Raw genomic sequence first — 25085 nt, 5'->3', positions numbered from 1 at the left:
CTAAGCTTTAAGGATTTAAAAAGAAAAAACTATGAAATAAAAGAGTAATAGACACGTGGCATTATTGAAAAAGTTAGAACAACTTTTTCATGTCCAATGCCTTCGGCGGACAAAAAGTTGTTGCCAACTTTTCCAACAAGCCATTGGAACGGATAACCTTACTCGAAAAAAAACCAACATATAACCCTTATTCAAAGTTGTTGAAAACTTTATGATGCTTTACATAGGAACCTGTGTTATGGCATGTTATTTATCTTTCAATTTAATTATACCTGCAAAAGTTGCCGCCCAAATTATTCCGTCTTGGTCTTTTGTTAATTGCATCACGTGTATACTTGGAACACTTGAGTTTTCAGGTGTATAAACTTCCCAAGCATCATTTTTTAGGTCATACTTTACAAGCCCAACACTATTAAGAGCAACCCATAAAATCTGTTTTTCTTCGTCTAAAAGAAAGTCATTTATGTCGTTTTTTGAAAACAGTTCTGAGTCTTTAGGTCGTAATGAAGTCCATTTGTTGTCATTACTCAATAGAAACATTCCTGCCTTTGATTTATCTGAACTATAAAGTGAAAACCACAAATTTCCGTGTTTGTCTTCTTGCATTTTAGATATAAAACCACTTTTCAATGGAGTATCACTACTCTCAAATTTGGTGGTATTAGACTTGTCTATTTTAATGTTACCGTCAAATGTTCCAATCCAAATTTGTTCTTTACTGTCAACAAAAACACCAAGGGCTTTATTTGAAGGAATTTCGGAGTTAGTTGTATCTATTACTGACCATTTTTCGCCATCAAACTTACTGATACCATCCCAAGAGGAGAACCATACATTATTGGAATTGTCCACAAATATTTTTCTTGCCCAATTTATTGGAGAATTTAGTGAGTCATAAACTGTCCAAGTTGCACCATCATATTTATAAACATCCCAACCTGCAATAAACCATTTATTATTTTTCCTATCACTGGCAGCATATCTTATTGAAGTAGTTCTGTCCTTATTGTATTTTTCTGATTTTAAAGGAGTGTTTTTACAAGTAAATACTTCCATTGTTTCGTTTTCATACTTCACAATACCGTTATCTGTCCCAAACCATAGAATATTATCATTATCTGTAACTGCTGCTCTTGACATATCCCAAGGTAAGTCCGAGTTCTGTTGATTAAACACTGTCCAACTATAGGTCAGTTTTGAAGATTTTGAACCTTTAACGTCAGGCGTTCCAACTGACTTCATATTTGTGTTTTTGTTAAAATCAAACGCAACACGTTCAATTGAGAGTCTATTATTTTCAAATATTAGTTTTAGTGAAACAGAAGCCTTTTCTATATTCTCTTTACTAATTGCTGGGTTCCATTTACTTGTTTTATCAATAGCTGATTTTAAGTTCAGCTTTTCAGTTTTAATATTCGATTCATTTTTAACGCTTAGTAAACAGGGTGTTCCTAATGTGTCCACAATTACTTGAATTAAAATACTTCCTGAAATTTTCTTAAGGGATTTAGAGTCTAAATTTTTTAAAATTTCATCTGCAAAGGAATTGGGCGGTTGAGCTTTGGTTTCTCCACAGTCTAAACAGAACCTACTTAATTGACAGCCTTCAAACTTCTCGGGATATAAATGTTGTCCAAAAGCTGTTGAAAGCGAAAAAACAAAAATTAGAATTGTCAATGTTCTTTTCATTCGTGTCGTTTTTTATAATGTGCCATAACGTTATGTGGCTTGCTTTCAGTGGCGTTGAGCCAACACCAAGCCATTACAAATATAACAAAACATTCCATTCAGCAGCGGATTTTCCTACGGAAAATCCGAAAGTAGCCATTGAAGCAAACCGCTGTTATGGCACGTATTTTTCAGTAAGTCTCCATTCCAAATTTTCCTTATCCAAACCTAAAAAACCTTCGCTAACGCTCCAATAAAATCTAAGCGCAAAGTTTTGGTCATTTTGTCGTTTTTTTGCTTCTACAATTTTCACATCTGTATAAACTTTATTTTCTATTTTAATTGTTTTCAATGGAATATCATCGAATTCCTCAATTGTAAAATGAGCACCGCGAAAATATGCGTTTCTCAAAATTGCTCTAATCGAAATGTACGTTTTACCATCAACTGCTGCATTTAAACTAACAAAAGGTTGGTCTTTAAAAATTCGTGTAGGGCTATAAGGGTCTGCACAATCACAATTAATTCTATAAAATTGTTCATTCCCCACAAACAAATAATGGGAAACCATCTTAAATGTTTCAGTTCCTTTTAAGAAAATAGTATCCTTATCATTTTCAGATGATTTAAAAACTAGTATTTCATTTCCGACGTAAGGTACTCGATTAAAATATCTTTTATCTATTCGATGCGTTTTACAAGAAAATAGCATTATAGAAATTATTAATGTTAATATTATGTAGTAAGTTTTTTCCATATGTGCCATAACTAGTATATATACGCAAGTTTATACAGCTTTTTTCAAATGTACACATTCTTACAACAAAGTAAAACACTTCCTTTTAAAAAAAAAATTGGTTTTCAGTAAAACAAAAAAAGCACCTTCGTTTGAAAGTGCTCTTATAATTTATTTAAAAATGTGGAATTATTGTAAACTTCCCACCATGTCTTCCGGTTTTACCCACGCATCAAAATCTTCGGAAGAAACATAGCCTAAACGAACAGCCTCATCCTTTAGAGTTGTTCCGTTTTTATGGGCAGTTTGAGCGATTTCGGCCGCTTTGTAATAACCGATTTTGGTGTTGAGAGCGGTAACCAACATTAACGAATTATCAACCAATTCTTTGATTCTGTCATAGTTTGGCTCGATTCCTTGTGCACAATGTTCGTCAAACGAAACACAGGCATCGCCAATTAAAATAGCCGATTGTAGGAAATTAGATGCCATAACCGGTTTGAAAACGTTTAATTCATAATGCCCTTGCGTGCCACCAACGGTAATGGTTACGTCGTTGCCAAATACTTGTGCACAGACCATCGTTAAAGCTTCGCATTGCGTTGGGTTTACTTTTCCGGGCATAATAGACGAACCCGGTTCGTTTTCAGGAATTAAAATCTCGCCAATTCCGGAACGTGGTCCTGAGGCCATCATTCGAATGTCGTTGGCAATTTTGTTCAACGAAACGGCTAACATTTTTAAGGCTCCATGTGATTCTACTATCGCATCGTGAGCAGCAAGAGCTTCAAATTTATTTTCGGCGGTTACAAAAGGTAAACCGGTAAATTGGGCAATGTATTCGGCTACTTTTACGTCGTAGCCAGGGGGTGTGTTTAATCCGGTTCCAACGGCGGTTCCGCCCAAGGCCACCTCTGACAAATGTTCTAAGGTGTTTTTTAAGGCTTTTAATCCATGGTCTAATTGCGACACATAACCTGAGAATTCTTGCCCTAAGGTGAGGGGAGTGGCATCCATTAAATGAGTACGACCGATTTTAACCACACTCATGTATTGTTCGGATTTTGCTTTCAGCGTATTGCGAAGTTGCGTTACGCCGGGAATTGTTTTTTCAATTACGGCTTTGTAGCACGCAATATGCATTCCGGTGGGAAAGGTATCGTTGGACGATTGTGATTTGTTGACGTCATCATTGGCTTTTACCAATTGTTCGCCTTCACCAATGTTGAATCCACCCAGCACTTGTGCACGGTTGGCGATGACCTCATTCACGTTCATGTTGCTTTGTGTGCCTGAACCGGTTTGCCAAATGACTAAGGGAAATTGGTCATCTAATTTTCCAGCTAAAATTTCGTCGCATACTGCAGCAATGGCATCTCTTTTTTCTTTGGATAAAACGCCTAAATCATGGTTGGCGTAGGCGGCTGCTTTTTTGAGGTAAGCAAAACCTTCGATGATTTCTTTTGGCATAGACGCCGATGGACCGATTTTGAAGTTGTTGCGGGAACGTTCTGTTTGTGCTCCCCAGTATTTCTCGGCGGGTACTTTTACTTCGCCCATGGTGTCTTTTTCGATACGGTAGTTCATGGTGGTGTTTATTTATAATTTAATGTTTTATTTGAACACAGATTTTTATAATTTTAAAAAGCGTTGAAATTCAGTTATCTTTTTAACCCGCTCCTCGCAACTTTTAAACCCGAAACCTTAAAATGGAACACGGATTTAACGGATTAGCTGACGCTAAACGCGGACTTTCACGGATTTTGACAGCTTTGCTGTAATGGGTTTGCACGTTTTTTTTTATCATCTTCATCTTTTATTTAAAAATTTTTAACCGCAAACGTTGAAACCGACAACATACAACCGACAACATACAACCGACAACGGATAACCGACAACGGATAACCGACAACGGACAACCGACAACGGACAACCGACAACCGACAACGGACAACCGACAACCGAACCACAAATTTACTTATTAACATTCCTATTTTAAAATAAATTTGAGTTTATCTTGATAAAATGATATAGTTAAATTATATTTGTACTTGAATTCGATAAATTCCGGAAAACATGTTTGAATTTCAGCAGTATTTGGGCTTTTTACTTTTCTTAACCGTTCTAACGATTGGTTTTTGGTTAATGATATTTTTGGTTGGTTTTGTTCATTATTGGATAGGCGGAGCAATCATGGAGTTGATCAAAGAGAAAAGAGAAGCTAAAAAGAAAGATGAATAAACTTTAATTATTTAAGGTTTAGATCAAAAAAGGGACGCAATTGCGTCCCTTTTTGTATTTATGGTTTTCCCATGAAATCACCATCCTCGCCATTTTCTCTTCGAGGCACTCTTTCTTTTTCGTTTTTCGGTTTGTTGAAACGGTAAGTTAGTGATAAGTTGATTTGTCTCACTCTCCACTGAAATTCACTGTATGATTCCACTTGTGGTAAATTAATTTCTGATATTCTTTTTCTTGAATTAAAAACATCACTGATGTTAAATGCAAGTGTGGCTTTGTCTTTCAGAATGTCTTTGCTTAAAGCCATATTGGCACTAAGAACACCTAAATTTCTTCCTTGAGCAGTATTTTGCGGAGCATTATAAGTGGCATTGGTTTGAAAATCAATCTTGTAAGGCAATGTTATTTTTGAATTGATTCTTGCAAACCAACTCGTTGCGATATTATCCAAGTCAATTGTTATTGATTGATATTGAGAATTGATATAGTTAAATTGACCTAACGTTTCATTTCTAAAGAAATTAAAGTTTCCGTTCAATCGCCACCATTTGTAGGGTGTATAATTTAGAGTAAACTCAAAACCAAAACGGTATTCGGTGGCTAAGTTAATGGGGCCACTCAAAATTTGCGGAACTCCATCAATAATTAAACCGGATTCTCTTCTGATAAATTGAAACACATCGTCTGTCCTATTAATATATGCCGAAGTATTAAAAGTTAATTTATCCCATCTTTTTAAATAACCTAAGTCAACAGCATGAGTCATTGCAGGGTCTAAATCAGGATTTCCTTGAAAGATATTGATGTTACTCGAAAGGTTCGCTGTAGGATTAAGAAAGCGTCCTCTTGGTCGTTGGATTCTGCGGCTGTAACTAAGCGTAACATTGCTTTTATCTGATATTTCATAAGCAAAGAATGCACTTGGGAAAAAGTTGTTGTAGCGTTTGTTATTGAAATTATTTTCCGATAAAAGGTTTACGCCAATATTTGAATCTTCCCAACGCAAACCAAACAAGTACGAAAACTTATTGATTTTTGAACCAAATTGAGAATAAAAGGCATTGACATATTCTTTGTATTCAAATAAATTTGAAAAGGTGTCATCAAATACAAACTCTCCGGTAGAACCTTCATCGGTAAATACTTCAAAATCAGTCACAACTTTAGTAAAATCTCCGCGGTAACCGGCTTCAAAACGAGTGTTTTCTGTAATGGGAAGAACATAATCTAATTGAGCTAAATTACGAGTCTGTCTTTGGATATTGGCGGTAGTTTGATTGTCGACATCAAAAATAAAGGAGTCGTCATTATCTTTATTAATCGATGTGGAATAATCGATAGTTAACTGGTGTCCGTCTTTTTTGAATTTCTTCATAAAATTGGATGAATATTCCACGTTTTCACCGCTGCTCTGTTGGTCATTAAAACGACGACGAATACCGGTTAAATTTCGGTTGATATCATAATCATAAAACAAAACTTCGTCCGGATTTCTTCCGTCATCTCTTCGGTAAGAAACCGTGTTTGTCCAAGTAGTAGTAGCGTCTAAAAACCATTCTGCACCAAAATTTCCATTATAGCCTTCCCTTAATCGATTGTTGGTTCTTCGCTCGTCTTGGTAGCGAAGGATTGTTCCATCGGCTGGATTTAAAATTTTTGAATCGGTCATTGATCTTCCCGGACTATTTCTATCACTGTAACCTAATGTAGAAAATACATTGAAATTTTCAGATTTATAGTTGATGTTTCCGGTTAATCCGTAATTTCTAGGATCTCCAACTGTCCCTGTGATTACACCATTTAAACCTTGATTTTTCCCCTTTTTAAGGATAATGTTCAAAATTCCACCACCACCTTCGGCATCGTAACGAGCAGACGGATTAGTGATAACTTCAACTTTATCAATGGCATCAGCCGGAATTAATCGCAATGCATCGTTAATGTTAATGGCGTTGGAAGGGCGACCGTCGATCAAAATTCGAACGCTTTCATTACCTCTTAAACTCACATTACCTTCTACATCTACTGAAACGGAGGGTACATTATCTAATACATCGCTCACCGTTCCACCTTTCACCATCATGTCTTGACCGACATTATATACTCGTTTATCAAGTTTAATTTCCACGGTTGAACGCTCAGCTCGCAATTCAACTCCTTCCAACTGTGTGGCATCGTCGGAGAGTAGTAAAGTCCCTAAATCAGTGTTTGAAGTTAAATTCCTATTTTTAAACTCAATGGTTTTAAAAGAAATGAACTCAACTCTAACGTGATAATTGCCGGCATTGATTTCAATATTAAATTCTCCTTTAGCATCTGTAATTCCACCCGTAACAATATCAGGGTTACGAACACTTTGAAAAACAATTGTGGCGTATTCCAATGGCTGAGTAGATGATTTATCAATTACTTTTCCGGTAACTTTAATTTTTTTAGGTTCTGGACGTTGAGCAAAAGTTAGGGTAGATATACTCAAAACAAGTAGAATAAAAAAGATTTTAAAACTTTTCATTAAGTTGGATTTTGGTTAAAATGCTAAGACTGCAAAAATATTGATAGGTTTAACCTTAAAGTCACAAAGGTTTGTTAAATGATTTCTTAACTATTGTTTAAGAAAGTCAATGACTTTTTGTGGAGGACGACCAATAACCGCTTTGTTTTCAGTCATAAAAATGGGCCTTTCCATCAAAATCGGATTTTTACTGATGGCATTAATTACTTCGGCATCCGAAAGACTTTTTCCTTTGAATTGTTCAATCCAAATTTTTTCCTTTTGTCTAACCAAATCCAATGGAGCAATTTTTAGTTTTTGAATTAACGCTATTAATTCGTTTTCATCCAGAGGATGATCTAAATATTTTACTATTTCAAAAGTTTTTCCACTTTGTTCCAATAAAGCGATACCTTCTCTGGATTTGCCACATCTTGGGTTGTGTAGTATTTTTATCATTTTTTTTACAAAGTAAAAGCAATGAAAATGAAATTTCGTTAAAAAAAATGTAACATATTCCTGAACAAATGACCTATATTTGAAAAACTAAACTCTTGTATATGTATATCAATCAAATTCATAATAAAAAATTTAATTTAATTCTTTATTTGCCTATTCCGTTGGTGTTTTTGGGATTAATCGTTTTAAATTATATCACCACAGCCGATGTAAATGTGGAAGAAATGATACAAATGATGATTAATGAATTGGGTACCAATCTGACCTTTGCCATTATGGTGGGTCAACTGGCGATTTGTTGCGTAATTCTACTTTTTTGGGTGAAATTTATACACGGACAAAGTATTAGAAGCCTCACCACTTCCCGAAAAAAAGTGGATTGGAAGAGAATATTTTTTTCCTTTACAATTTGGGGCGTTTTTACAATGGTCACAACCCTAATTTTTTATTTTTTATCTCCCGAAAGTTTTGTTGTTAATTTTGACCCGGTTAAATTTTTTCCGTTTTTAATCATTGCTCTTTTGTTAATCCCATTGCAAACCAGTTTTGAAGAATATTTCTTTCGAGGTTATTTGATGCAAGGAATTGGTGTGGTAACGAAAAGCAGATTATTTCCTTTAATTATTACTTCAGTTACATTTGGATTGATGCACATTGCTAATCCGGAAGTGGGTAAATTAGGAATGATCATCATGGTGTATTACATTGGAACCGGATTTTTTTTAGGTATCATTACCTTAATGGATGAAGGTTTAGAACTTGCTTTAGGATTTCACGCAGCCAACAATTTAATTGGAGCACTTTTGGTAACGGCCGATTGGACCGCTTTTCAAACGCATTCTATTCTTAAAGATGTTTCAGAACCTTCGGCAGGATTTGATGTTTTGTTTCCTGTTTTGGTTATTTTCCCAATTCTTTTGTTTATTTTTGGTAGGAAATATAAGTGGACAAACTGGAAGGAAAAACTCACCGGAAAAGTCTACGAATATAGTCCTGAAATAGAAAACATTAATTCGATTGGAAATGATAATGAATAGCACCGACATAACGTATCAAAACGTTCACAAAAGATTTAAACTAAACGGATTTCACTTAGACAGAGATGAACTTTGCATGTCTGCCTACAGCTTTATCAAAGAGGGCGAAGATTTTGAAAAACCCGTAGGCGATTTTTTATTGGATTGGTTTGATGACAAGAGTTACATCGAAATGAATACGTCCGGTTCTACCGGAACACCAAAATTAATTAAGGTTGATAAACAAGCGATGGTTCGCTCTGCCTTGGCAACAGGTGATTTTTTTGACCTAAAACCCGGCGATAAAGTGTTACATTGTTTGCCTGCCAATTATGTAGCCGGAAAAATGATGTTGATTCGCGGATTTATTTTAGGACTTGAAATTGATTTCGTAGCACCTAGTTCACATCCGTTGGCTCGAATTGATACGGAGTATGATTTTGCAGCCTTGGTCCCCATGCAAGCACAATATTCATTAGATAAGCTAAAACATGTTCGGAAAATAATTATTGGTGGAGCCAAAATCACCAAACCGTTGGAGCAAAAATTACTGAAAATTAAAACGTCAGAAATTTATGAAACGTATGGTATGACCGAAACAATCACACACATTGCCGCTCGAAAGATAGGGGAGGATGCCTTTACTGTTTTTCCAAATGTGATGCTTTCGATGGATGAAAAGAATTGTTTGTTGATAAAAGCTCCGTCTGTTTCTCCGGAAATTATTGTAACCAATGATTTTGTGGAAATGGTTTCCGAAAATAAATTCATTTGGTTGGGAAGATATGATAATGTAGTGAACAGCGGCGGAATTAAGTTAATTCCCGAGCAAATTGAGGAAAAACTCGCCACACGAATTCCGAGACGGTATTTTGTAGCCGGAAAAGCTGATCCGGTGTTAGGTGAACGGTTGGTTTTAATTGTGGAAGGCGAAGAAATACTTATTGAGGACAGCATTTTTGATGTGTTAGACAAGTACGAAAAACCAAAAGAAATTCATTTTGTCAAGCATTTTGAAGAAACGCCAACCGGTAAAATTATTCGGAAAGAGACGATGGGGAAGTTTATGAGTTAGTTTTTTAACTCTTTGATGCTCCAAAATTATACTCATGAATCAACAAAAAGCAATTAGAAAGAGTTGATAATTTTTTTTAAACCTGACAGTTTTTTAAACCTGTCAGGTTTAATTACTTTTTCACATTTACCAGCATCTTATACATCACTAATTCTATTTCTTCAACTTCTTTTACACTGGGAAGTCTAACCCAATTATTAGAAACTAAAACCCTCATTTTTTTTGTATCAACATAAAACTCAATAGGCATTTGAAAGTCGATTGCATCTGTGTTCCAACGGGCTTCAACGCTCTTTTTTACTAATCGAAATTCCAATTCCGGTAAATTTTTATAATTCAAGTATTGATCAAAAACCGGAGCTAAATTAAGTGTTGATTCTTTTGTAAAAAATTCCACCACATCGCTGGTTTCAATGATTTGATGACGATAGGTTTCAGCGTAGTTACGCAATAACTTCCACCATTTGTCATCGTCATTAATCATATGTCGAATGGTATTCAACAGCAATGCACCTTTATAGTACATATCCGAATTTCCGGTTTTATAATTCACCCCAAACTGACCAATAATTGGTTTTTGATTGCCAACCATTCGTTTTTGTCCGTTGATGTACTCCATCGCTTTTTCATAACCAAATTGGCACTCCACAAAAACAGATTCCGAATAGGTGGTGAAACTTTCATGAATCCACATATCGGCAATATCTTTGGAAGTAATGCTGTTGCCAAACCATTCGTGCCCGGTTTCGTGAATCGTGATATAATCAAATAAAAGTCCAATTCCGGTGCCGGTCATGTCATTTCCTAAATAACCCTTCATATACTTATTTCCATAAGCCACAGCACTTTGGTGTTCCATACCTAAATAAGGCGTTTCAACCAATTTGAATCCATCCTCTACAAACGGATAAGCTCCAAATTTCTCCTGAAAGCAATTCATCATCGGTTTTACTTCCTCAAAATGTTTGCGAGCGATTTCTTCGTTTTCACGTAAAACATAGTAATCCAAATCTAACCCGTTCAATTCCTCCTGAATATGAACATAATCGGCAATATTAATAACAATATTGTAGTTGTTAATCGGACTTTTTACTTCCCAATCCCAGCGTGTATAACCATTGAATAACGCTTCTTTACCCAAAAAACGTCCGTTCGAAACATTCATCAAGCCATTTGGAACAGCAATTCGCACCGAAGCTCCGCGATCAGGTTCATCGGATTGATGGTCTTTTACAGGATACCATAAACTTGCTCCGGTTCCTTGCACAGCCACACCTACAAAATGGTTTCCGTTGCTGTCTTTTTTCCAAACAAAACCACCGTCCCAAGGTGCTCTTTTAGCAACCATTGGTTTGCCGGAGTAGTAAAAACGGATTGTTTGCTCAGAATTTAATGGTAATTCAGGTGGTAAATCAATAAAAACGGCATCCATTTCTCGTTCATAAGTGAGTTTGATATTCTTATGAAAAATACTATCCACCTTCATATTTTCAAATAAATCCAATTGAATTCTGGATGAATTTTCAACGATTTTCACTGTAATGTCATTAAACCCAACAATTGTTCTATTGTCTGGATCAATGGTTAAATTCAAGTCATAGCGTTGCACATCAAAAGCGGTCCGTTCTGGTCGCAAACTTCCTTGAAGTGTATCTCGTCTTGTAAATGTTTGCGAACTGCTAATGGCTGTGTAAAGCAGAAAAAGTGCGATAATTCTATTCATGTGGTTTTGGATTGGCTCTACAATATTAATTTAATTTTTGTTATTCTTATAAACTTTATGATTTATAGATGAATTAGTTTTTAAAGATTTATAAATTATTGATAGTATAAACCATGGATGAACTTTAAAAAGGACTTAATTTTAGTATAGAAAAAATCTATCATTAAAATTTTTTCAATAGCATTTTATATGATAAATTTACGGTATTAAAAATATGATTTTGAAGCATTGTACCTAATGTTAAAATCGAAAAAAATGAGGTAATTATATTTTTAAGATTTCGCTCTTTTTCGTAAATTTATAGTTAAACAAATACACGCAAACAAATCAATAACCAATTAATAATTTTTATATTATGAACAATTCAACTGAAGGTCAATGTCCACACCATCAACAAGCAATGGGAAATGAAGCCACACCATCGCCTTCTGCATCAGGAAAATGTCCGGTGATGCATGGAGCCAATTCCCATGCAAATCAATCGGTAATGGAATGGTGGCCTAAGTCGTTAAACTTAGACATTTTACACCAACACGACAACAAGACTAATCCGCTGGGAGAAAATTTTAATTATGCGGAAGAGTTCAAAAAATTAGATTTAGAAGCCGTTAAACATGATTTGAAAAACCTTATGACGGAGAGTCAGGATTGGTGGCCTGCGGATTGGGGTCATTATGGTGGTTTAATGATACGTTTGGCTTGGCACGCTGCAGGGACATACCGTGTGGCTGACGGTAGAGGAGGAGCCAATACCGGAAACCAACGTTTTGCACCGATTAACAGTTGGCCGGACAACGGAAACTTAGACAAAGCACGTCGTTTGTTATGGCCTGTAAAAAAGAAATATGGTAATAAACTTTCTTGGGCCGATTTAATGATTTTAGCCGGAAACATGGCCTATGAGTCGATGGGATTCGAAACTTTTGGTTTTGCCGGAGGTAGAGAAGACATTTGGCATCCTGAGAAAGATATTTACTGGGGTTCAGAAAAAGAATGGCTCGCTCCATCTGGTAGCGAAGGTACACGTTACTCGGGCGAACGTGACCTAGAGAATCCGCTTGCAGCGGTGATGATGGGATTAATTTACGTGAACCCGGAAGGTGTAGACGGAAATCCGGATCCATTGAAAACAGCTCACGATATGCGAGTGACTTTTGAAAGAATGGCGATGAATGACGAAGAAACCGTTGCGTTAACCGCTGGTGGTCACACCGTTGGAAAAGCGCATGGAAATGGTGATGCTTCCTTATTAGGTGAAAGTCCGGAAGGCGGCGAAATTGAGAACCAAGGTTTTGGATGGATGAATCCCAAAGGAAAAGGTAATGGTGGCGACACTGTAACCTCAGGTATTGAAGGTGCTTGGACAACCCATCCAACGGTATTCGATAATGAATATTTTGATTTATTATTCAAATACGATTGGCAATTAACCAAGAGTCCTGCCGGAGCTTGGCAATACGAACCGGTAAACATTACCGAAGACGATATGCCGTTAGACGCACATGACCCAACTGTTCGCAGAAAACTTATGATGACCGATGCGGATATCGCGTTAAAAGTGGATCCGGAATACCGCAAAATATCCGAGCGTTTCCAACAAGATCCTGCTTATTTCCGTGACGTGTTTGCAAGAGCTTGGTTTAAATTAACCCACAGAGATTTGGGGCCAAAATCACGTTACCTTGGAGCAGATGTTCCTGCCGAAGATTTAATTTGGCAAGATCCTGTACCAACTGTCGATTATACGTTATCAGCTGCTGAAATAGAAGATTTAAAAGTAAAATTATTGAATTCCGGTTTAACAAGAACCGATTTAATCAATACCGCTTGGGACAGTGCACGCACTTTCCGTGGTTCCGATTTTAGAGGAGGAGCCAATGGAGCTCGCATCCGTTTAGCACCACAAAAAGACTGGCAAGGAAACGAACCGGGACGATTACAAAAAGTATTAAACAGACTTTCTGAGATTCAAGATAATTTACCGAAAAAAGTAAGCATTGCCGATTTAATCGTACTAGGCGGAACAGCAGCAGTGGAACAAGCAGCCCGTGAAGGTGGTTTCAACATCAGTGTGCCATTTACGCCCGGTCGTGGCGATGCTACGCAAGAAATGACCGATGCCGATTCGTTCTCCGATTTAGAACCGCTACACGATGCTTTCCGCAATTGGTTGAAAAAGGATTATGTAGTTTCTCCCGAAGAAATGATGCTTGATAAAGCACAGTTAATGGGTTTAACCGCACCGGAAATGACTGTTCTTTTGGGTGGAATGCGAGTATTAGGAACTAATTATGCCGGTTCTAAAAACGGTGTTTTTACGCACAATGAAGGTGTTCTTTCGAACGATTTCTTCGTTAACCTAACAGATATGAATTACAGTTGGAAACCGGTAGGCGAAAACTTGTATAACATTGTTGACCGTAAAACCGGTGCAACGAAATGGACTGCTACGCGTGTTGATTTAGTGTTCGGTTCAAATTCAATTTTAAGAGCGTATGCTGAAGTGTATGCCCAAGACGATAACAAAGCCAAAATGGCCCAAGATTTCGTTAAGGCTTGGGTAAAAGTCATGAATGCAGATCGTTTTGATGTGAAATAATTCCACAAGCATAAATTTAACCTGGAAAGTGACTCGGAAACGGGTCACTTTTTTTGTTTTAGGGTTGAGGTTTCAGGTTTAAAGTTTTGTATCGCTTTGCATGAACTCTTCTCGAGTCAACTTTCTATTTGTGCAAAACAATTTTTGTCTCTTTTTAAGAAGTAGCATCTTTGCCTCTTTTGTTGTTCTTAGATAAAAAGAGAGTAACCTTAACGCTATTAATTGTAAATAGTTTAAAATAGTAAAGGTTCCATGTTAAGTCTAACAATAATTTGCTTCTCTTGGCACTTGCTGACTTCTTCATGTACATAGTGGTTAAAAAGTACCGAGGTTACCACATAAACAAGACAGCACTAAAAAAAAATGACTCAATTAGATTGCTTCGGACGATCTTCGTACCAATCGTTAAATGTTTTTGATGTAGTGTATTTGTCTCGTAATACACTGTACACCATCACTAAAACAAGAGCATTTCCGGCCAAGAATAAAGCATTCATGATTCGCAAAGAAACATCTAATTGACCAAAAATGGTAAAAACTACTAAGAAGATGGTCGTAAACACCACTAAGAACATGGCTAAATTTTTCATTAATAAATAATTTTAAATGATTAATTTTTATGAAACTAGTGATTAGGTGATACAAAGTTCTAAAAATTAAGCAAATAAATACGTTAACAAACGTTAAATGGAAGTAAAATTTTTTTAAAATATGGTTTTACTGTTCGTAGCCACTCGCTGCTAGACGTATATTTTATTTTTTACTAAAGTGAACCTCATGCAAATTGGTGAAGAATCACAGTTCAGAAAATCAACGCAATGAAACAAGTGTTTATAAAAACAGCCTCAATCATGATTGAGGCTGTCAGGTCTAACGTTTTAGTATTTTATGAACACTTTGCAAACCGCCACTTTCGACAACCAATATATAAAATCCGGCTGCTTCTTGCAATTGTATTTCGGTGTGGTCAACTCGATTTACTGTTTTTTGTTGAACTAAACGTCCGTTTAAGTCATAAACCCTAAGTTGTACTTCTTGCATAAATTGAGGTAAATCGATTTGTAAATTTCCTACTGTTGGGTTAGGATATACAATAACATCTTTTAATGTGTTTGATGGGATATCCAATGAATTTATTTCAAAATCCGCAGATAGCACACTACTCCAAAAGCCAGAATTGTCTTTAAATCGAAGATGGAAGCTGTTCGTTCCTAAGCCCAATCCAAAGTCTTCCGGAATAACGAAAGTATCCAATTCATAAATATCAGAAGGTGCAACAGAAACCGAAGTGGCATTAGTTGCCTCTTCATTGAACCAATATTGGTATTCTATGATTTCTTTAATAGTCACTAATTGACCGTCTTGTTTATAAAAGAATTGTGTCAAAACACTACTCCATTCTTCATTTTCATCTTTGAACCTTACGCTAATTGTATGCACGGTATTGGTTAAATCTGAAGTGTCAAAGGCTTCTTCTAAGGGGAAAAGGGTTTGCAGTTCAACGGTTTGAATCACCCGATTATCATAATCTTCATCAAACCAATATTCATATTCTTTGATTTTGGGATTGGTTATTAAATAGGCATCGGGCAATTTGTAGAAGAACTGAGTTAAAACACTACTCCAATCGTTGTTTTCATCTTTAAAACGAATGCTGAAACTATGTATACCATGGGTGAGCAAAACGGATTCAATATTTTCCTCCAAAATGAACAATTGTTGCGGTGTAGCTTGCAGTGTAACGCTATTTTCATAGTCAGCATCAAACCAATATTCATATTCATTGATTCTTGGGCTATCCATAGTGAATGCATCAGGTACTTTATAAAAAAACTGTGTTAAGACGCTGCTCCAATGATTATTGGCATCTTTAAAATGGATACTGTAACTATGCACTCCCGGAGTTAATCCCGCAGTAGGAATCATCGAGTTCAATGGTAGCTCATTTGTCGTTGCCACTGATTGAATAACCTTGTTTTCGTACTGATTATCAAACCAATACTCATAGAGTTGAATTTGTCCAAAGACCCAGCAAGGCATCAAAAAAAACAAATATTTAAAAAAGGCTTTCATGATTTCCTTTATAAAGTTAATTATTTTGAGCCGCTACGGTTACTTGCACCGGCAACTGACCATTGGCATTCGTCTCAGAAGCGATGGTTTTGGAAGTAATTGATGGATTTCCGGGAACAGCGTTAGTTTTATAAGGAAATAATCCGCCAAATATACCAACTTGGGTTGTATCATTCCCCGTAAACGTGGTTTGAGCGGCCGGTAGCATCGCATAATTTTGATCATAACTAAAAACTGCAGTGGGAACAGATTCAAAAACGGTAGCAAGATCAACGTTGCTATAATTATCAACAAATGTATTTGCACCATAAACAATGTTTTGTCGGGTAATATTTTTAACAAAAGTATTGTTGACACAATTAACATAAATCAAATGATAATTTGAAGAAGGGTTGTTCCACAAATGTATGTTATTGGTTACCAATGAACTTGTGAAATTTTGATAAACATAAAAATCAAAAAGCATCATATTATTGGAAATGGTCAGGTCTGTTCCACCAACAATGGATCCGGCAATAATGTTATTGGTGATTAATATACTGTTTGCATTATTTGTTATAATATTCCCATCAATTACAGACTCTCTAATCACGTTAGAGCTACAAGGATTTGTTGCATCACCAGCATAATTTACAGCTCCTAATCGCACTCTTTTCATACTTACAAAATCTGCTTTTTGATTGGTTAAGAATGTTAATGAACCGGTTAAATGAAACCCTTCTAAGTAAAGACCATCTGCATTGCCACCAATATTTAAATTTCCGGTCAGTACCGTTTTGTTGGTAGCCATGGTTGCCTGAGGGTAATGACCCACACCTATTATGGTTAGTGATTTATCGATGGTTGCGGGAAAATTCAAACTGCCTCCGGGTAAATAAATATCATCTCCATCAACGGCTTCATTGTACGCCTCGATAAAGGCATTACCGCCACTAAAAATAGTAATGTTTTCACCGGAATGTAGAGCAACTCTCGACTGCGTCCAAGCAGTTGAGCTTACCAAAAAAAGTAAAATACTTAAGAATAAATTTTTCATGATTTTTAGAATTAAATTAATAATGTTTAGTTTCTGTGGTCAAGGGCAACTTCAATTGACCCGTCTCCGGCTATCGCAGTTGCGTTGGCTTCTGTAAAACGGTTTACTTCCATCAAAAAAACAGTCACATTCCTATTGGCCTGCGGCCTTTCTATACGATACCGCCCTTAAATCAATTACCGCTAACCGATTTTAAAAGTAGATTTGATTTTTCATGATGTTAACTTTAAATTAAACGGCCTTCAAAACCAACATAAAGTTCTACTGATTATATTTTTTTTCCTATGACATTTATCATTGGAGGCAATTTCACCATTGAAAAAAAATGTTAGTTTTTACACGTAAAACTAAGGCAATTTTATGTTCTCTTTTAAGTTGAGTTAAAAACGGTTAATGCATTAATTTAAAGATGATTACTTTAAAATTCATTTATTAAGTCGGTACTGTTTTTAAAACGTAAGAAATTCGACACGACGGTTTTTCGATTTATTCAAAGCATTGTCATTTGTTGCAAGCGGCTGAGATTCTCCTTTTCCTTCGGTCTCGAGTCTAGCGGCATCAATGCCGTAGGTTGTAACCAACTCTTTTTTGACACTTTCAGCTCTGCGTTTGGATAAATCTAAATTCAAATCATCAGCTCCATCCGAATCGGTGTGACCAACAATTTTCACCTTAATGACAGGATTGTCCTTTATAACAGTAGCAATTTCTTTAATGGAAGGAGTTGACTCTGGCTTGATTTTGTCTGAATTAATGTCAAAGTAGATGCCATAAGAAATTAGTTTACCTTCTGAAATTAGCTTATTTCTCATATCCGGTAATCCGGCAGCCACACGGAAATTGCTTATCAAGGGAGTAGTTTCTTCGGAGTTGTCATCTATCCTGAAAATGTTGTATTTGTAATTGGCTTGCAATCCACGTGGCAAATCCATCGCTTTTTGATCGTTGATATACATTCTAACACGTTGTTTTTGGACCCAAAACGAAATACGGTATTTTTCCATCGGTTTGATTGTAAAATTTACTTGCCCCTCATCCCCCTGCCATTCTCGAGCCTCAGACCAATTATTCCAGAAAAGCGACTCATAATTTGGTTGAATTTTTAAACCTGCTTCCCCGGGTTGACTACCAAGAGCGGGGTTTGTCAAATCTCCTGCCAGAAAATAGATATCAAACACAGATGGAATTTGTGTTCCCACATCACTCAGTATCAACAAATCAAACTCAATTGTATAATTTTCTGTAAAAGGTTCTTTTACCTCAGGAATGTAATACCCCGATTTGGTCATCTGAAACCACCGCCCTGCAAACTTATCGAAAGTAACAATTTCGCCACTTCCATTTGTGTTCCACTGTGCAGGAAAATCGCCAATGCTTTCAGAAGAAAAGTCGTCAAAAAATATAATTTTCTCACCGGGAACAAAATCAAACTTACTTTGAATGTTTCCGGCCGATTGTGCCAAGCAAAGGCAGGGTATCAAACCTACCATTACAGTAAAAAAAACTGTTTTCATTTTTTTATTTATTATTTTTTGTAAAAACTAAATTTAGTTGGGTTACGTTATAAATTATTTTGAGGTGAGAGAACTAAAATTGACCAATGACACTTTTTCTAAAATATAGTTAAGAGAATGTTCCAATGTTGCTGGTTTTGAATTAGCTTTCAAATCAATTTTTAAAACCATAGTTTCAGTTGAAACAAAAGCCCTGATTTGGGTGGTAAATTCTGTTTCACCAGTTGGCCCTGTAATTTCATTTACACAAGCTTTCTGTTTGGAATTAATCCACATTTTTCCTCCTTTGATTTCAACTTCTTTGGCTTTATCAAGGTTTTCGAAACCCGAAGATGAATGAAAAGAATTCATTATATTCTCAATATCACTTTTTATCAAATTGGCCATCATTTTTCCGACTTCATCATTGGTATTATACCAATCAATTTCAATATTTAGTCCACCGGGAGTTCTATCATTGCGTTTGCAGTCGTCGTAGTTTTTCATACTGGCCGCCATGTCAACGTGTACCATAGAGCCCATATTAGCCAACGCTGTTTGTATTTTTTCATACGTTTGATCAATGTCTTTCATAGGCAAAATTTGTTCAATAGGGCCGTCATTCTGACCAAAAGCACTAAATGAAAGTAGCATGATTAAAATAGAGCGTTTGTTTAAAAAAATCGTCATGTTTATATTTTTAAATAGGTTACTAATTTTGTTAAAAGCCAAAATGACCTCAACTAGTCTATGAAATAATTTACTTAAATCTTTTTTGTTTTTCAGGTTACCGTTTTTTTTGTCAATAGGTTGGTTATCATTAAACTAAATGGTCTTCAAAGCCAATATAAAGTTCTACTGATTATATTTTTTTTCCTATGATATTTATCATTGGAGGCAATTTTACCACGAAAAGTAGCGTTCTTTTTACAAATAAAACTAATGCAATTTTATATTTTCTTTTAAGTTGAGTTGAAAATGTTTAAAACGCTAATTTACAAGTGTTTAATTTTAAATAGTACTGAATTGACTTTTTGGTAGTTGGGGTCAAAATGAAAGTAGAATAACTAACAAAAGGCTGAGTTATTAAGGTAGTTTGTTTTTTGGAAGTAATTGCCAGTGTATTGGAGCAGATTTATAGGTAGGATTGTTTTAGTACTTCCTACTACTATCTTTATTAAGTAGTTAACGATTCAATACTATTTATAAACTTAATTTTGCCGGGTCAGCATGCTAACAATCAAAGTATCGCTACTGTAAAAGAGAATTTTAAAATAAAGATCATCAGCAATATAACAACGACGACGACTTTTGTCATTTTTTTTGTATTGCTATTTATTAAATCCAATATTCAAATCGTAATGTTTTTATAAACGTACGTTTTAGTAAATCGACACAACTCTTTTATAAACGGATTCGGTACTAGTTTGAATGGCAAAAATACAGATAGGATAAGATACTATTTTGTAATGAAAAGTGGAATTGTTTTTTAGTTGGAATTTTTAAATGGTGCGCAGCCATTTACCGTAGCAGCATTTTGCAAAATCAATTCAGTTGCAATCCTGTGCCATAACAATCGAGCTTTTTTATGACCAATGGCGTTAAAAAACCTAATTCAACACAATCGACTCCAAAATTTGCTTTCTCAAATCATTCCCTTTCTCAAACCCTTTTTCGTTATTCATGAACTGTAGTGTGTAAGATATATTTTTATATAAAAAAACATACGTATCTACTTTATTCTTTTTACCGTCCAAGTGCAAAGTATACGAAAACTTAAATGCTTTTTGGTCTTGTATGGTGACGATTTCTTCATTCAAAAGCGTTCCTTTACTGGATTTAACCGCACCATCTTTTACACCTTGAAAAAACCTTAGTAAACCGGCTTCATCAGTGTTACTCATTTTATCCATGCCTTTATTGGAACTCATAAAAATCACGATTTCATTTTTGTAAGTACCTTTTACATATTTTCCACCGGCTATTTCGCCTTCTTCTGTATCTTCCAAAACTTGAATGGTAATGTTGTCATCAAATTCATAGTCAAAAAATTCCTGACTAAAACTGCTAAAGTTGACCAATAAAATAAAAATATAAATTAATTTTTTCATGATTTTTAATTGAAAGTTTTTTCGGCTTGTTATTTTTTAAGCGGGACAAATATAGCAAATTGTTTTAATGAAAAGCTTTTAGGCACAACCCATTTTACACGTTTTTAGTGCTTTCTATTAGAAATTTTTTGAAGCTATTCCCGCTTTCCATTCCAAGCTTGTTTCCTCAACCTGTTTTTTCAAAGCTGCCCCAAGAGCTTCCTTGGGTCGCTTTGGTTCAGCAAGAAAAAATCAGCTTGAGTTGCACAAGGCTTTCCATTGCAATCGGGGCTAGGGCAGGGTGCTATAGTTGGATTTTTGAAGAAGATTTTTGGCAAACAAAACCATTAGTGCGGAAGCGAAATGAATAATGATAGGTGACAAAAAAAATCACTCTAACTTATATTTTTTCCACCATTGATTATATCTTTCCACCAAATTGATGACCGCGTCTTCTTTTTTATCTTCTTCAGAAAAGAACAACGCTTCAATCTCTTTTTGAATGGTATCGCTACTGTGGAGATACAGTTTATATAATTTGTATTCTTCTTTGCTCATTTCAATTTCATAATAGCATAACATTTCCGGAGCCAAGCCCTCAAGCCCAATGTAGTACACAAAAAAGCTGTTACTGCCACCTGCAACACCACCTATTGAATTGGTAACCGGAATATATAATTGATTCATTAAACACTTATAAATTTGAACTTTTCCTTTGGTTAATCTTTCCGCAAAAAAAGTTTTTCCAGATGGTCCTTTGTATTCAACATAGACCGGCGATATCTTTTCATAATGCTTTTGCCTTTTTGCATCATAAAGGGCCGTTAACGCTTCGTAATCATACACTTTCTTATCGTCATTGATTTTGATTTTTACTTTTTTAGTCTGAATATCAAATTTATCAACATCGATAGTATCTTTTGTAGCAGTGACGATGTAACTCGAAGTTTGAGCAGCAACGCAAAACGAAAAGAAAGTCAGTGCAAGAAGTATAATGTGGAATAGTTGTTTTTTTATCATGATGAATCTTGTCAGTTTATCTAAGAAAAAGTAAAATTGGTTTTTATAAATTTTATAATAATGAGGAACGTTTTAAAAGAACAAGATAATCTCGTACTAAAGCCTTGGCAGCAAATATAAATTTATTGATTTGATTTTATCCAAACATTATACGCATTGATTAACGCTATTATTTGCTTTTCATTGGCTGGGGGCACCGCATCGCGAAGCGATTCAAGTTTTGATTGTATTTTATCATTTCCATGAAGATATACTTTCAAGATGTCGTACACTTCGTCATTTAACTCAAATTTACCCGAATACTTTATCCTTTCCAATTTAGTATTGGAAATAGACAAATAATACACGTTAGTTTCATAAATCAAGACACCGGAGCTGTAAGGTAAACCTGTCGCAACAGTACCACCTTCTTCTAAAATTTCACAAAACAACTTGACTTTCCCATCAGTTAAGCGCTGAAAAAATTTGTATTTAATTCGATTTTCATATTCTTCAATATGTAAACGTTCTATTCTTTTGTAATCATACCGATCGGAATCCTTAAACACTTTTTTTTCAGAAGGATTTAGAACCCGTTCAAAGTGTTTATTTTCCTCCGATACATAATAACTAATTACGTCCTCAACAGAATAATTTTTCCTTTTTTCAGCCGTTTTGGTTTTAACTTTAAAGTCAGTCAAGGTAATTTTATCTACATAAATCGTATCGTGCGTTGAGGTCACAATAAAATCAGACTTTTGTGCAGCACTGTTTAAACAGAGTAATGATACAATTACAATCAAATAGTTGATATTCATTTTTTTAGTGATACAGGCTATTTTTTTCTACAATTTTCATTGACTACATTCATTTTCTTCTCCTTTTTATGGATAAGGTTCATAGATGGTTTTGGTATTTCCATCAGGATTTTCTATCACTAAGTTTATTCCATCTTTGTAGATGTTAAAGACACTTCCTTGTTCATTATAATGGCCAATTCGATACGTATTATTCCCTAAATTTTTCCAAACGATTGCTAAATCATACGTGATATAATAACATATTTCAGGAAAATCATCAGACATTATTCTTCCTCCGGAAACAGATTTATTAGCATTGTATTCTACATAAGTGTGTAGCCAACAAGTTGGCATATTCACTAGCTGGTCATTTTCATAGCGTTCAATGGCCCGCCATTTTCCAATGATAATGTCAGTAGCATTATTGTCATCGCTGGAGCAGGAGGATAAAATCATCAACCCGATCAAAATTTTAAAATAGCCTTTCATTCTTTTTAATTTGGATTTAATTGTTTGCAACAAAAATAACATTCAAATATAAATAACATTTTTGACTCAAGTTAGATTATTTTATTGTGGGGAAGGTAAAGACGTTCGATAAGCAATTTGCTATTAGAGCAATAAAATGAGCAATTTCTCCATGACAAACAATTGAAATTCGACCACTCATTTCCGCATGACAGTTACTTTATAAATTTTATCATTTTTAACCTCATAAATTAAAACTAACTCTAAAATGTCTGCTAAGCCTTTTCTTCCGACGATACATTCATGGTCGATTACTTTATGATCAAAAACAATACGTTTTAAAATGGTGGAATGAAGTGTAGGCGATGCGTCAAATAAGGCGGTGTACAATTTTCTCACTTCATCGCGTCCACTTGCTGTAATTGTATGATCATCGAAATTATAGAAGACAATGTCTTCACTAAATAAACCCATAAAACCTTCAATATCCCTTTGGTTATAAAAGTCTAAATTCTGCTGAACCACTTGTTCAGGGGTGCTATTTTGTCCCATTGTTGTTGGTATTGCTAAAAATGTAGTGAATACTATCGTAAAATATACTGCTTTCATTTTAAATGAATTAGTTGCGTTAATGGTTGAGTAAATGATTCTGTTATTCAAAGTTTGCACGACGCTCTGCGAATGTCTCTGACTTCGCAGCAAATATACAATTCCAATTTTTATTATATTTGATAAAATAAATGAATAGGGAAGAAGGTTATATCATTAGAGATCAAAAACTACCTCATTTCATTACCGTTACGGTAGTGGATTGGATTGATGTATTTTTAAAAAAAGTATATCGTGACGAGGTCATTGCCTCTTTGGATTATTGTATCAAAAATAAAGGAATGGTTTTGTATGGCTATGTGATTATGAGCAATCACATTCATATGATTGTTCAATCTAGCGAAGGGAAGTTGTCTGATTTGATTCGTGATTTTAAGAAATATACAGCCAAAACGATTCTGAATAAAATACAATCAGAACCTGAAAGCAGGAGGGAATGGATGTTAGAACGTTTCCGATTGGCAACTGAAAGCCATTCCAGAAATAAAGTTTATCAATTCTGGCAGTATGGCAATCATCCGGAAGAAATTTATACCAGTCAGTTTATGTGGTCAAAATTAGATTATTTTCATTTGAATCCTGTTCGAGCAGGATTAGTTGAAAAAGCGTCACTTTATCGTTATTCTAGTGCTTCTAATTATGTACACGATGTTGGCTTGGTCCTTATCGAAAAAGCGGATAATCCGATTGTTGATGTAATGAATATAAGCAATATAAAACGGTATGATTCGTATTAAAAATAGGAAGTGTTTTGCTGCGAAGTCAGAGACATTCGCAGAGCAACATGCTATCAAAGAAGACTTAGGGGAGCTGGGGGAGTAACCCAATGGAATGAGCAAGTGACCACCAATACAACCACTTTTAACAACCATGAAGCCGTTTTGCTTCATTACTTAGAGAACGGACTTCTCCTTTTTGCATTCACTTCCGGCGGAGAAGCAATGGATTCGGCCAACAGTGTCACCACGGATGTAAACGGAGATATTTACCTAACCGGAATACTTCAAGGAAACGCCGCTCTTGGCTGGTATAACCACGCCAACAACAACGAGTTTGGACTTTCTCCTTTTTTGGCTAGAATTTCCCCCGTAACCTTGTCGTTACCGCAACCGGAAAAAAATAGTATGGTAGGGTACCCCAATCCCGTGACGAATTTACTCACGGTGCAAACCGTTGAAACAATTGTAAATCTAACGGTTTTTTCGTTGAACGGCCAACGGATGCAACTTCCTCAAAACGGCAACCAACTTGATTTTAGTGGAGTGGCTAATGGGGTGTATGTAGTGGAGGTTATGATGGAAAATGGTTTGGAAAGGGTAAAGGTAGTCCGATAGGTCACTGAACGTGACAATGAAGTAAGAAGTCAACAGACCATACCTTTAAGCAATAATAGTCCTTCCTAAAATAGATAGATCGTAAGTAGAAAACAAAAAAAGGTGGTCAGTTTGCTGACAACCTTTTTTTGTTTCCCAAAGTAGATTGAAACTAAAAAAACAACACTCTCTTCAC

The 25085-nt window shown here is 35.5% G+C and carries 22 protein-coding genes; 6 read left to right on the top strand and 16 right to left on the bottom strand.

Annotation, left to right across the window (positions count from 1 at the left end; translation table 11 throughout):
* Positions 1–246 precede the first annotated feature (246 nt).
* From B0I10_RS15220 to fumC, 3 genes are all read right to left on the bottom strand, one after another.
* Positions 247–1689, bottom strand: coding sequence for a ligand-binding sensor domain-containing protein (locus B0I10_RS15220; protein ID WP_112087379.1), 1443 nt, complete (start codon positions 1687–1689; stop codon positions 247–249).
* Positions 1690–1843: 154 nt separating this feature from the next.
* The gene (locus B0I10_RS15215; protein WP_112087378.1) at positions 1844–2434 is read right to left on the bottom strand and encodes a hypothetical protein; all 591 of its coding nucleotides are present in this window, start codon (positions 2432–2434) and stop codon (positions 1844–1846) included.
* Between the two features lie 159 nt (positions 2435–2593).
* Positions 2594–3991: a class II fumarate hydratase gene (gene fumC, locus B0I10_RS15210; protein WP_112087377.1), complete on the bottom strand. Its 1398-nt coding sequence runs from the start codon at positions 3989–3991 to the stop codon at positions 2594–2596.
* A 489-nt stretch (positions 3992–4480) separates the two neighbouring features.
* On the opposite strand from fumC, the gene B0I10_RS15205 reads away from it, so the two are divergent.
* Positions 4481–4645 carry a hypothetical protein gene (locus B0I10_RS15205; RefSeq protein ID WP_112087376.1) on the top strand — a complete coding sequence of 55 codons (165 nt, stop codon included), beginning with the start codon at positions 4481–4483 and terminating at the stop codon, positions 4643–4645.
* 58 nt (positions 4646–4703) lie between these two features.
* Here B0I10_RS15205 and B0I10_RS15200 read toward each other — a convergent pair whose 3' ends face one another.
* Together B0I10_RS15200 and arsC are read right to left on the bottom strand one after the other, a co-directional pair.
* Positions 4704–7157 (bottom strand): outer membrane beta-barrel family protein, encoded by a 2454-nt coding sequence (locus tag B0I10_RS15200; protein ID WP_112087375.1) that lies wholly within the window; start codon positions 7155–7157, stop codon positions 4704–4706.
* Between the two features lie 90 nt (positions 7158–7247).
* Complete coding sequence (arsC, locus tag B0I10_RS15195) at positions 7248–7595, bottom strand: arsenate reductase (glutaredoxin) (RefSeq protein ID WP_112087374.1); 348 nt, start codon at positions 7593–7595, stop codon at positions 7248–7250.
* 101 nt (positions 7596–7696) lie between these two features.
* Here arsC and B0I10_RS15190 point away from each other — a divergent pair, with 101 nt between their 5' ends.
* Positions 7697–8632, top strand: a complete 936-nt coding sequence (locus B0I10_RS15190) for a CPBP family intramembrane glutamic endopeptidase (RefSeq protein ID WP_112087373.1) — start codon at positions 7697–7699, stop codon at positions 8630–8632.
* Positions 8619–9686 carry an AMP-binding protein gene (locus B0I10_RS15185; RefSeq protein ID WP_317047191.1) on the top strand — a complete coding sequence of 356 codons (1068 nt, stop codon included), beginning with the start codon at positions 8619–8621 and terminating at the stop codon, positions 9684–9686. The genes B0I10_RS15190 and B0I10_RS15185 overlap by 14 nt, the downstream gene beginning before the upstream one ends.
* A gap of 112 nt (positions 9687–9798) precedes the next feature.
* Here the strand turns inward: B0I10_RS15185 and B0I10_RS15180 are convergent, their stop codons facing one another.
* A complete protein-coding gene (locus B0I10_RS15180) occupies positions 9799–11409 on the bottom strand; it encodes a M1 family metallopeptidase (protein WP_112087371.1) in 1611 nt (536 codons plus the stop codon).
* 355 nt (positions 11410–11764) lie between these two features.
* Here B0I10_RS15180 and katG point away from each other — a divergent pair, with 355 nt between their 5' ends.
* Positions 11765–14008 carry a catalase/peroxidase HPI gene (gene katG / locus B0I10_RS15175; RefSeq protein ID WP_181456975.1) on the top strand — a complete coding sequence of 748 codons (2244 nt, stop codon included), beginning with the start codon at positions 11765–11767 and terminating at the stop codon, positions 14006–14008.
* 368 nt (positions 14009–14376) lie between these two features.
* On the opposite strand, the gene B0I10_RS15170 is transcribed toward katG, so the two are convergent.
* The 10 genes from B0I10_RS15170 to B0I10_RS15120 form a co-directional block, all read right to left on the bottom strand.
* Positions 14377–14598 (bottom strand): hypothetical protein, encoded by a 222-nt coding sequence (locus B0I10_RS15170; protein WP_112087370.1) that lies wholly within the window; start codon positions 14596–14598, stop codon positions 14377–14379.
* 280 nt (positions 14599–14878) lie between these two features.
* A complete protein-coding gene (locus B0I10_RS15165; RefSeq protein WP_181456974.1) occupies positions 14879–16048 on the bottom strand; it encodes a T9SS type A sorting domain-containing protein in 1170 nt (389 codons plus the stop codon).
* Positions 16049–16097: 49 nt separating this feature from the next.
* Positions 16098–17117 (bottom strand): right-handed parallel beta-helix repeat-containing protein, encoded by a 1020-nt coding sequence (locus tag B0I10_RS15160; protein WP_112087368.1) that lies wholly within the window; start codon positions 17115–17117, stop codon positions 16098–16100.
* Between the two features lie 449 nt (positions 17118–17566).
* Positions 17567–18631, bottom strand: coding sequence for an OmpA family protein (locus B0I10_RS15155; protein WP_112087367.1), 1065 nt, complete (start codon positions 18629–18631; stop codon positions 17567–17569).
* A gap of 54 nt (positions 18632–18685) precedes the next feature.
* On the bottom strand, positions 18686–19300 hold the full coding sequence (locus tag B0I10_RS15150) for a PH domain-containing protein (protein WP_112087366.1): 615 nt from the start codon (positions 19298–19300) through the stop codon (positions 18686–18688).
* Between the two features lie 920 nt (positions 19301–20220).
* Positions 20221–20721 carry a hypothetical protein gene (locus B0I10_RS15145; RefSeq protein ID WP_112087365.1) on the bottom strand — a complete coding sequence of 167 codons (501 nt, stop codon included), beginning with the start codon at positions 20719–20721 and terminating at the stop codon, positions 20221–20223.
* A 369-nt stretch (positions 20722–21090) separates the two neighbouring features.
* Positions 21091–21720, bottom strand: coding sequence for a hypothetical protein (locus tag B0I10_RS15135; protein ID WP_112087363.1), 630 nt, complete (start codon positions 21718–21720; stop codon positions 21091–21093).
* A gap of 122 nt (positions 21721–21842) precedes the next feature.
* On the bottom strand, positions 21843–22517 hold the full coding sequence (locus tag B0I10_RS15130; protein ID WP_112087362.1) for a hypothetical protein: 675 nt from the start codon (positions 22515–22517) through the stop codon (positions 21843–21845).
* Positions 22518–22583: 66 nt separating this feature from the next.
* A complete protein-coding gene (locus B0I10_RS15125; RefSeq protein ID WP_146740385.1) occupies positions 22584–22988 on the bottom strand; it encodes a hypothetical protein in 405 nt (134 codons plus the stop codon).
* Positions 22989–23165: 177 nt separating this feature from the next.
* Positions 23166–23576, bottom strand: a complete 411-nt coding sequence (locus B0I10_RS15120) for a nuclear transport factor 2 family protein (RefSeq protein WP_181456973.1) — start codon at positions 23574–23576, stop codon at positions 23166–23168.
* 131 nt (positions 23577–23707) lie between these two features.
* Between B0I10_RS15120 and B0I10_RS15115 the strand changes: the two genes are divergently transcribed.
* Complete coding sequence (locus B0I10_RS15115) at positions 23708–24313, top strand: REP-associated tyrosine transposase (RefSeq protein WP_112087359.1); 606 nt, start codon at positions 23708–23710, stop codon at positions 24311–24313.
* 9 nt (positions 24314–24322) lie between these two features.
* Positions 24323–24910: a T9SS type A sorting domain-containing protein gene (locus B0I10_RS15110; RefSeq protein WP_146740383.1), complete on the top strand. Its 588-nt coding sequence runs from the start codon at positions 24323–24325 to the stop codon at positions 24908–24910.
* Positions 24911–25085: the final 175 nt, after the last annotated feature.

This window comes from Flavobacterium lacus, from assembly GCF_003268815.1.
GTDB classification, from domain to species: Bacteria; Bacteroidota; Bacteroidia; order Flavobacteriales; family Flavobacteriaceae; genus Flavobacterium; species Flavobacterium lacus.
This window is presented reverse-complemented; position numbering and strand designations above follow the sequence as displayed.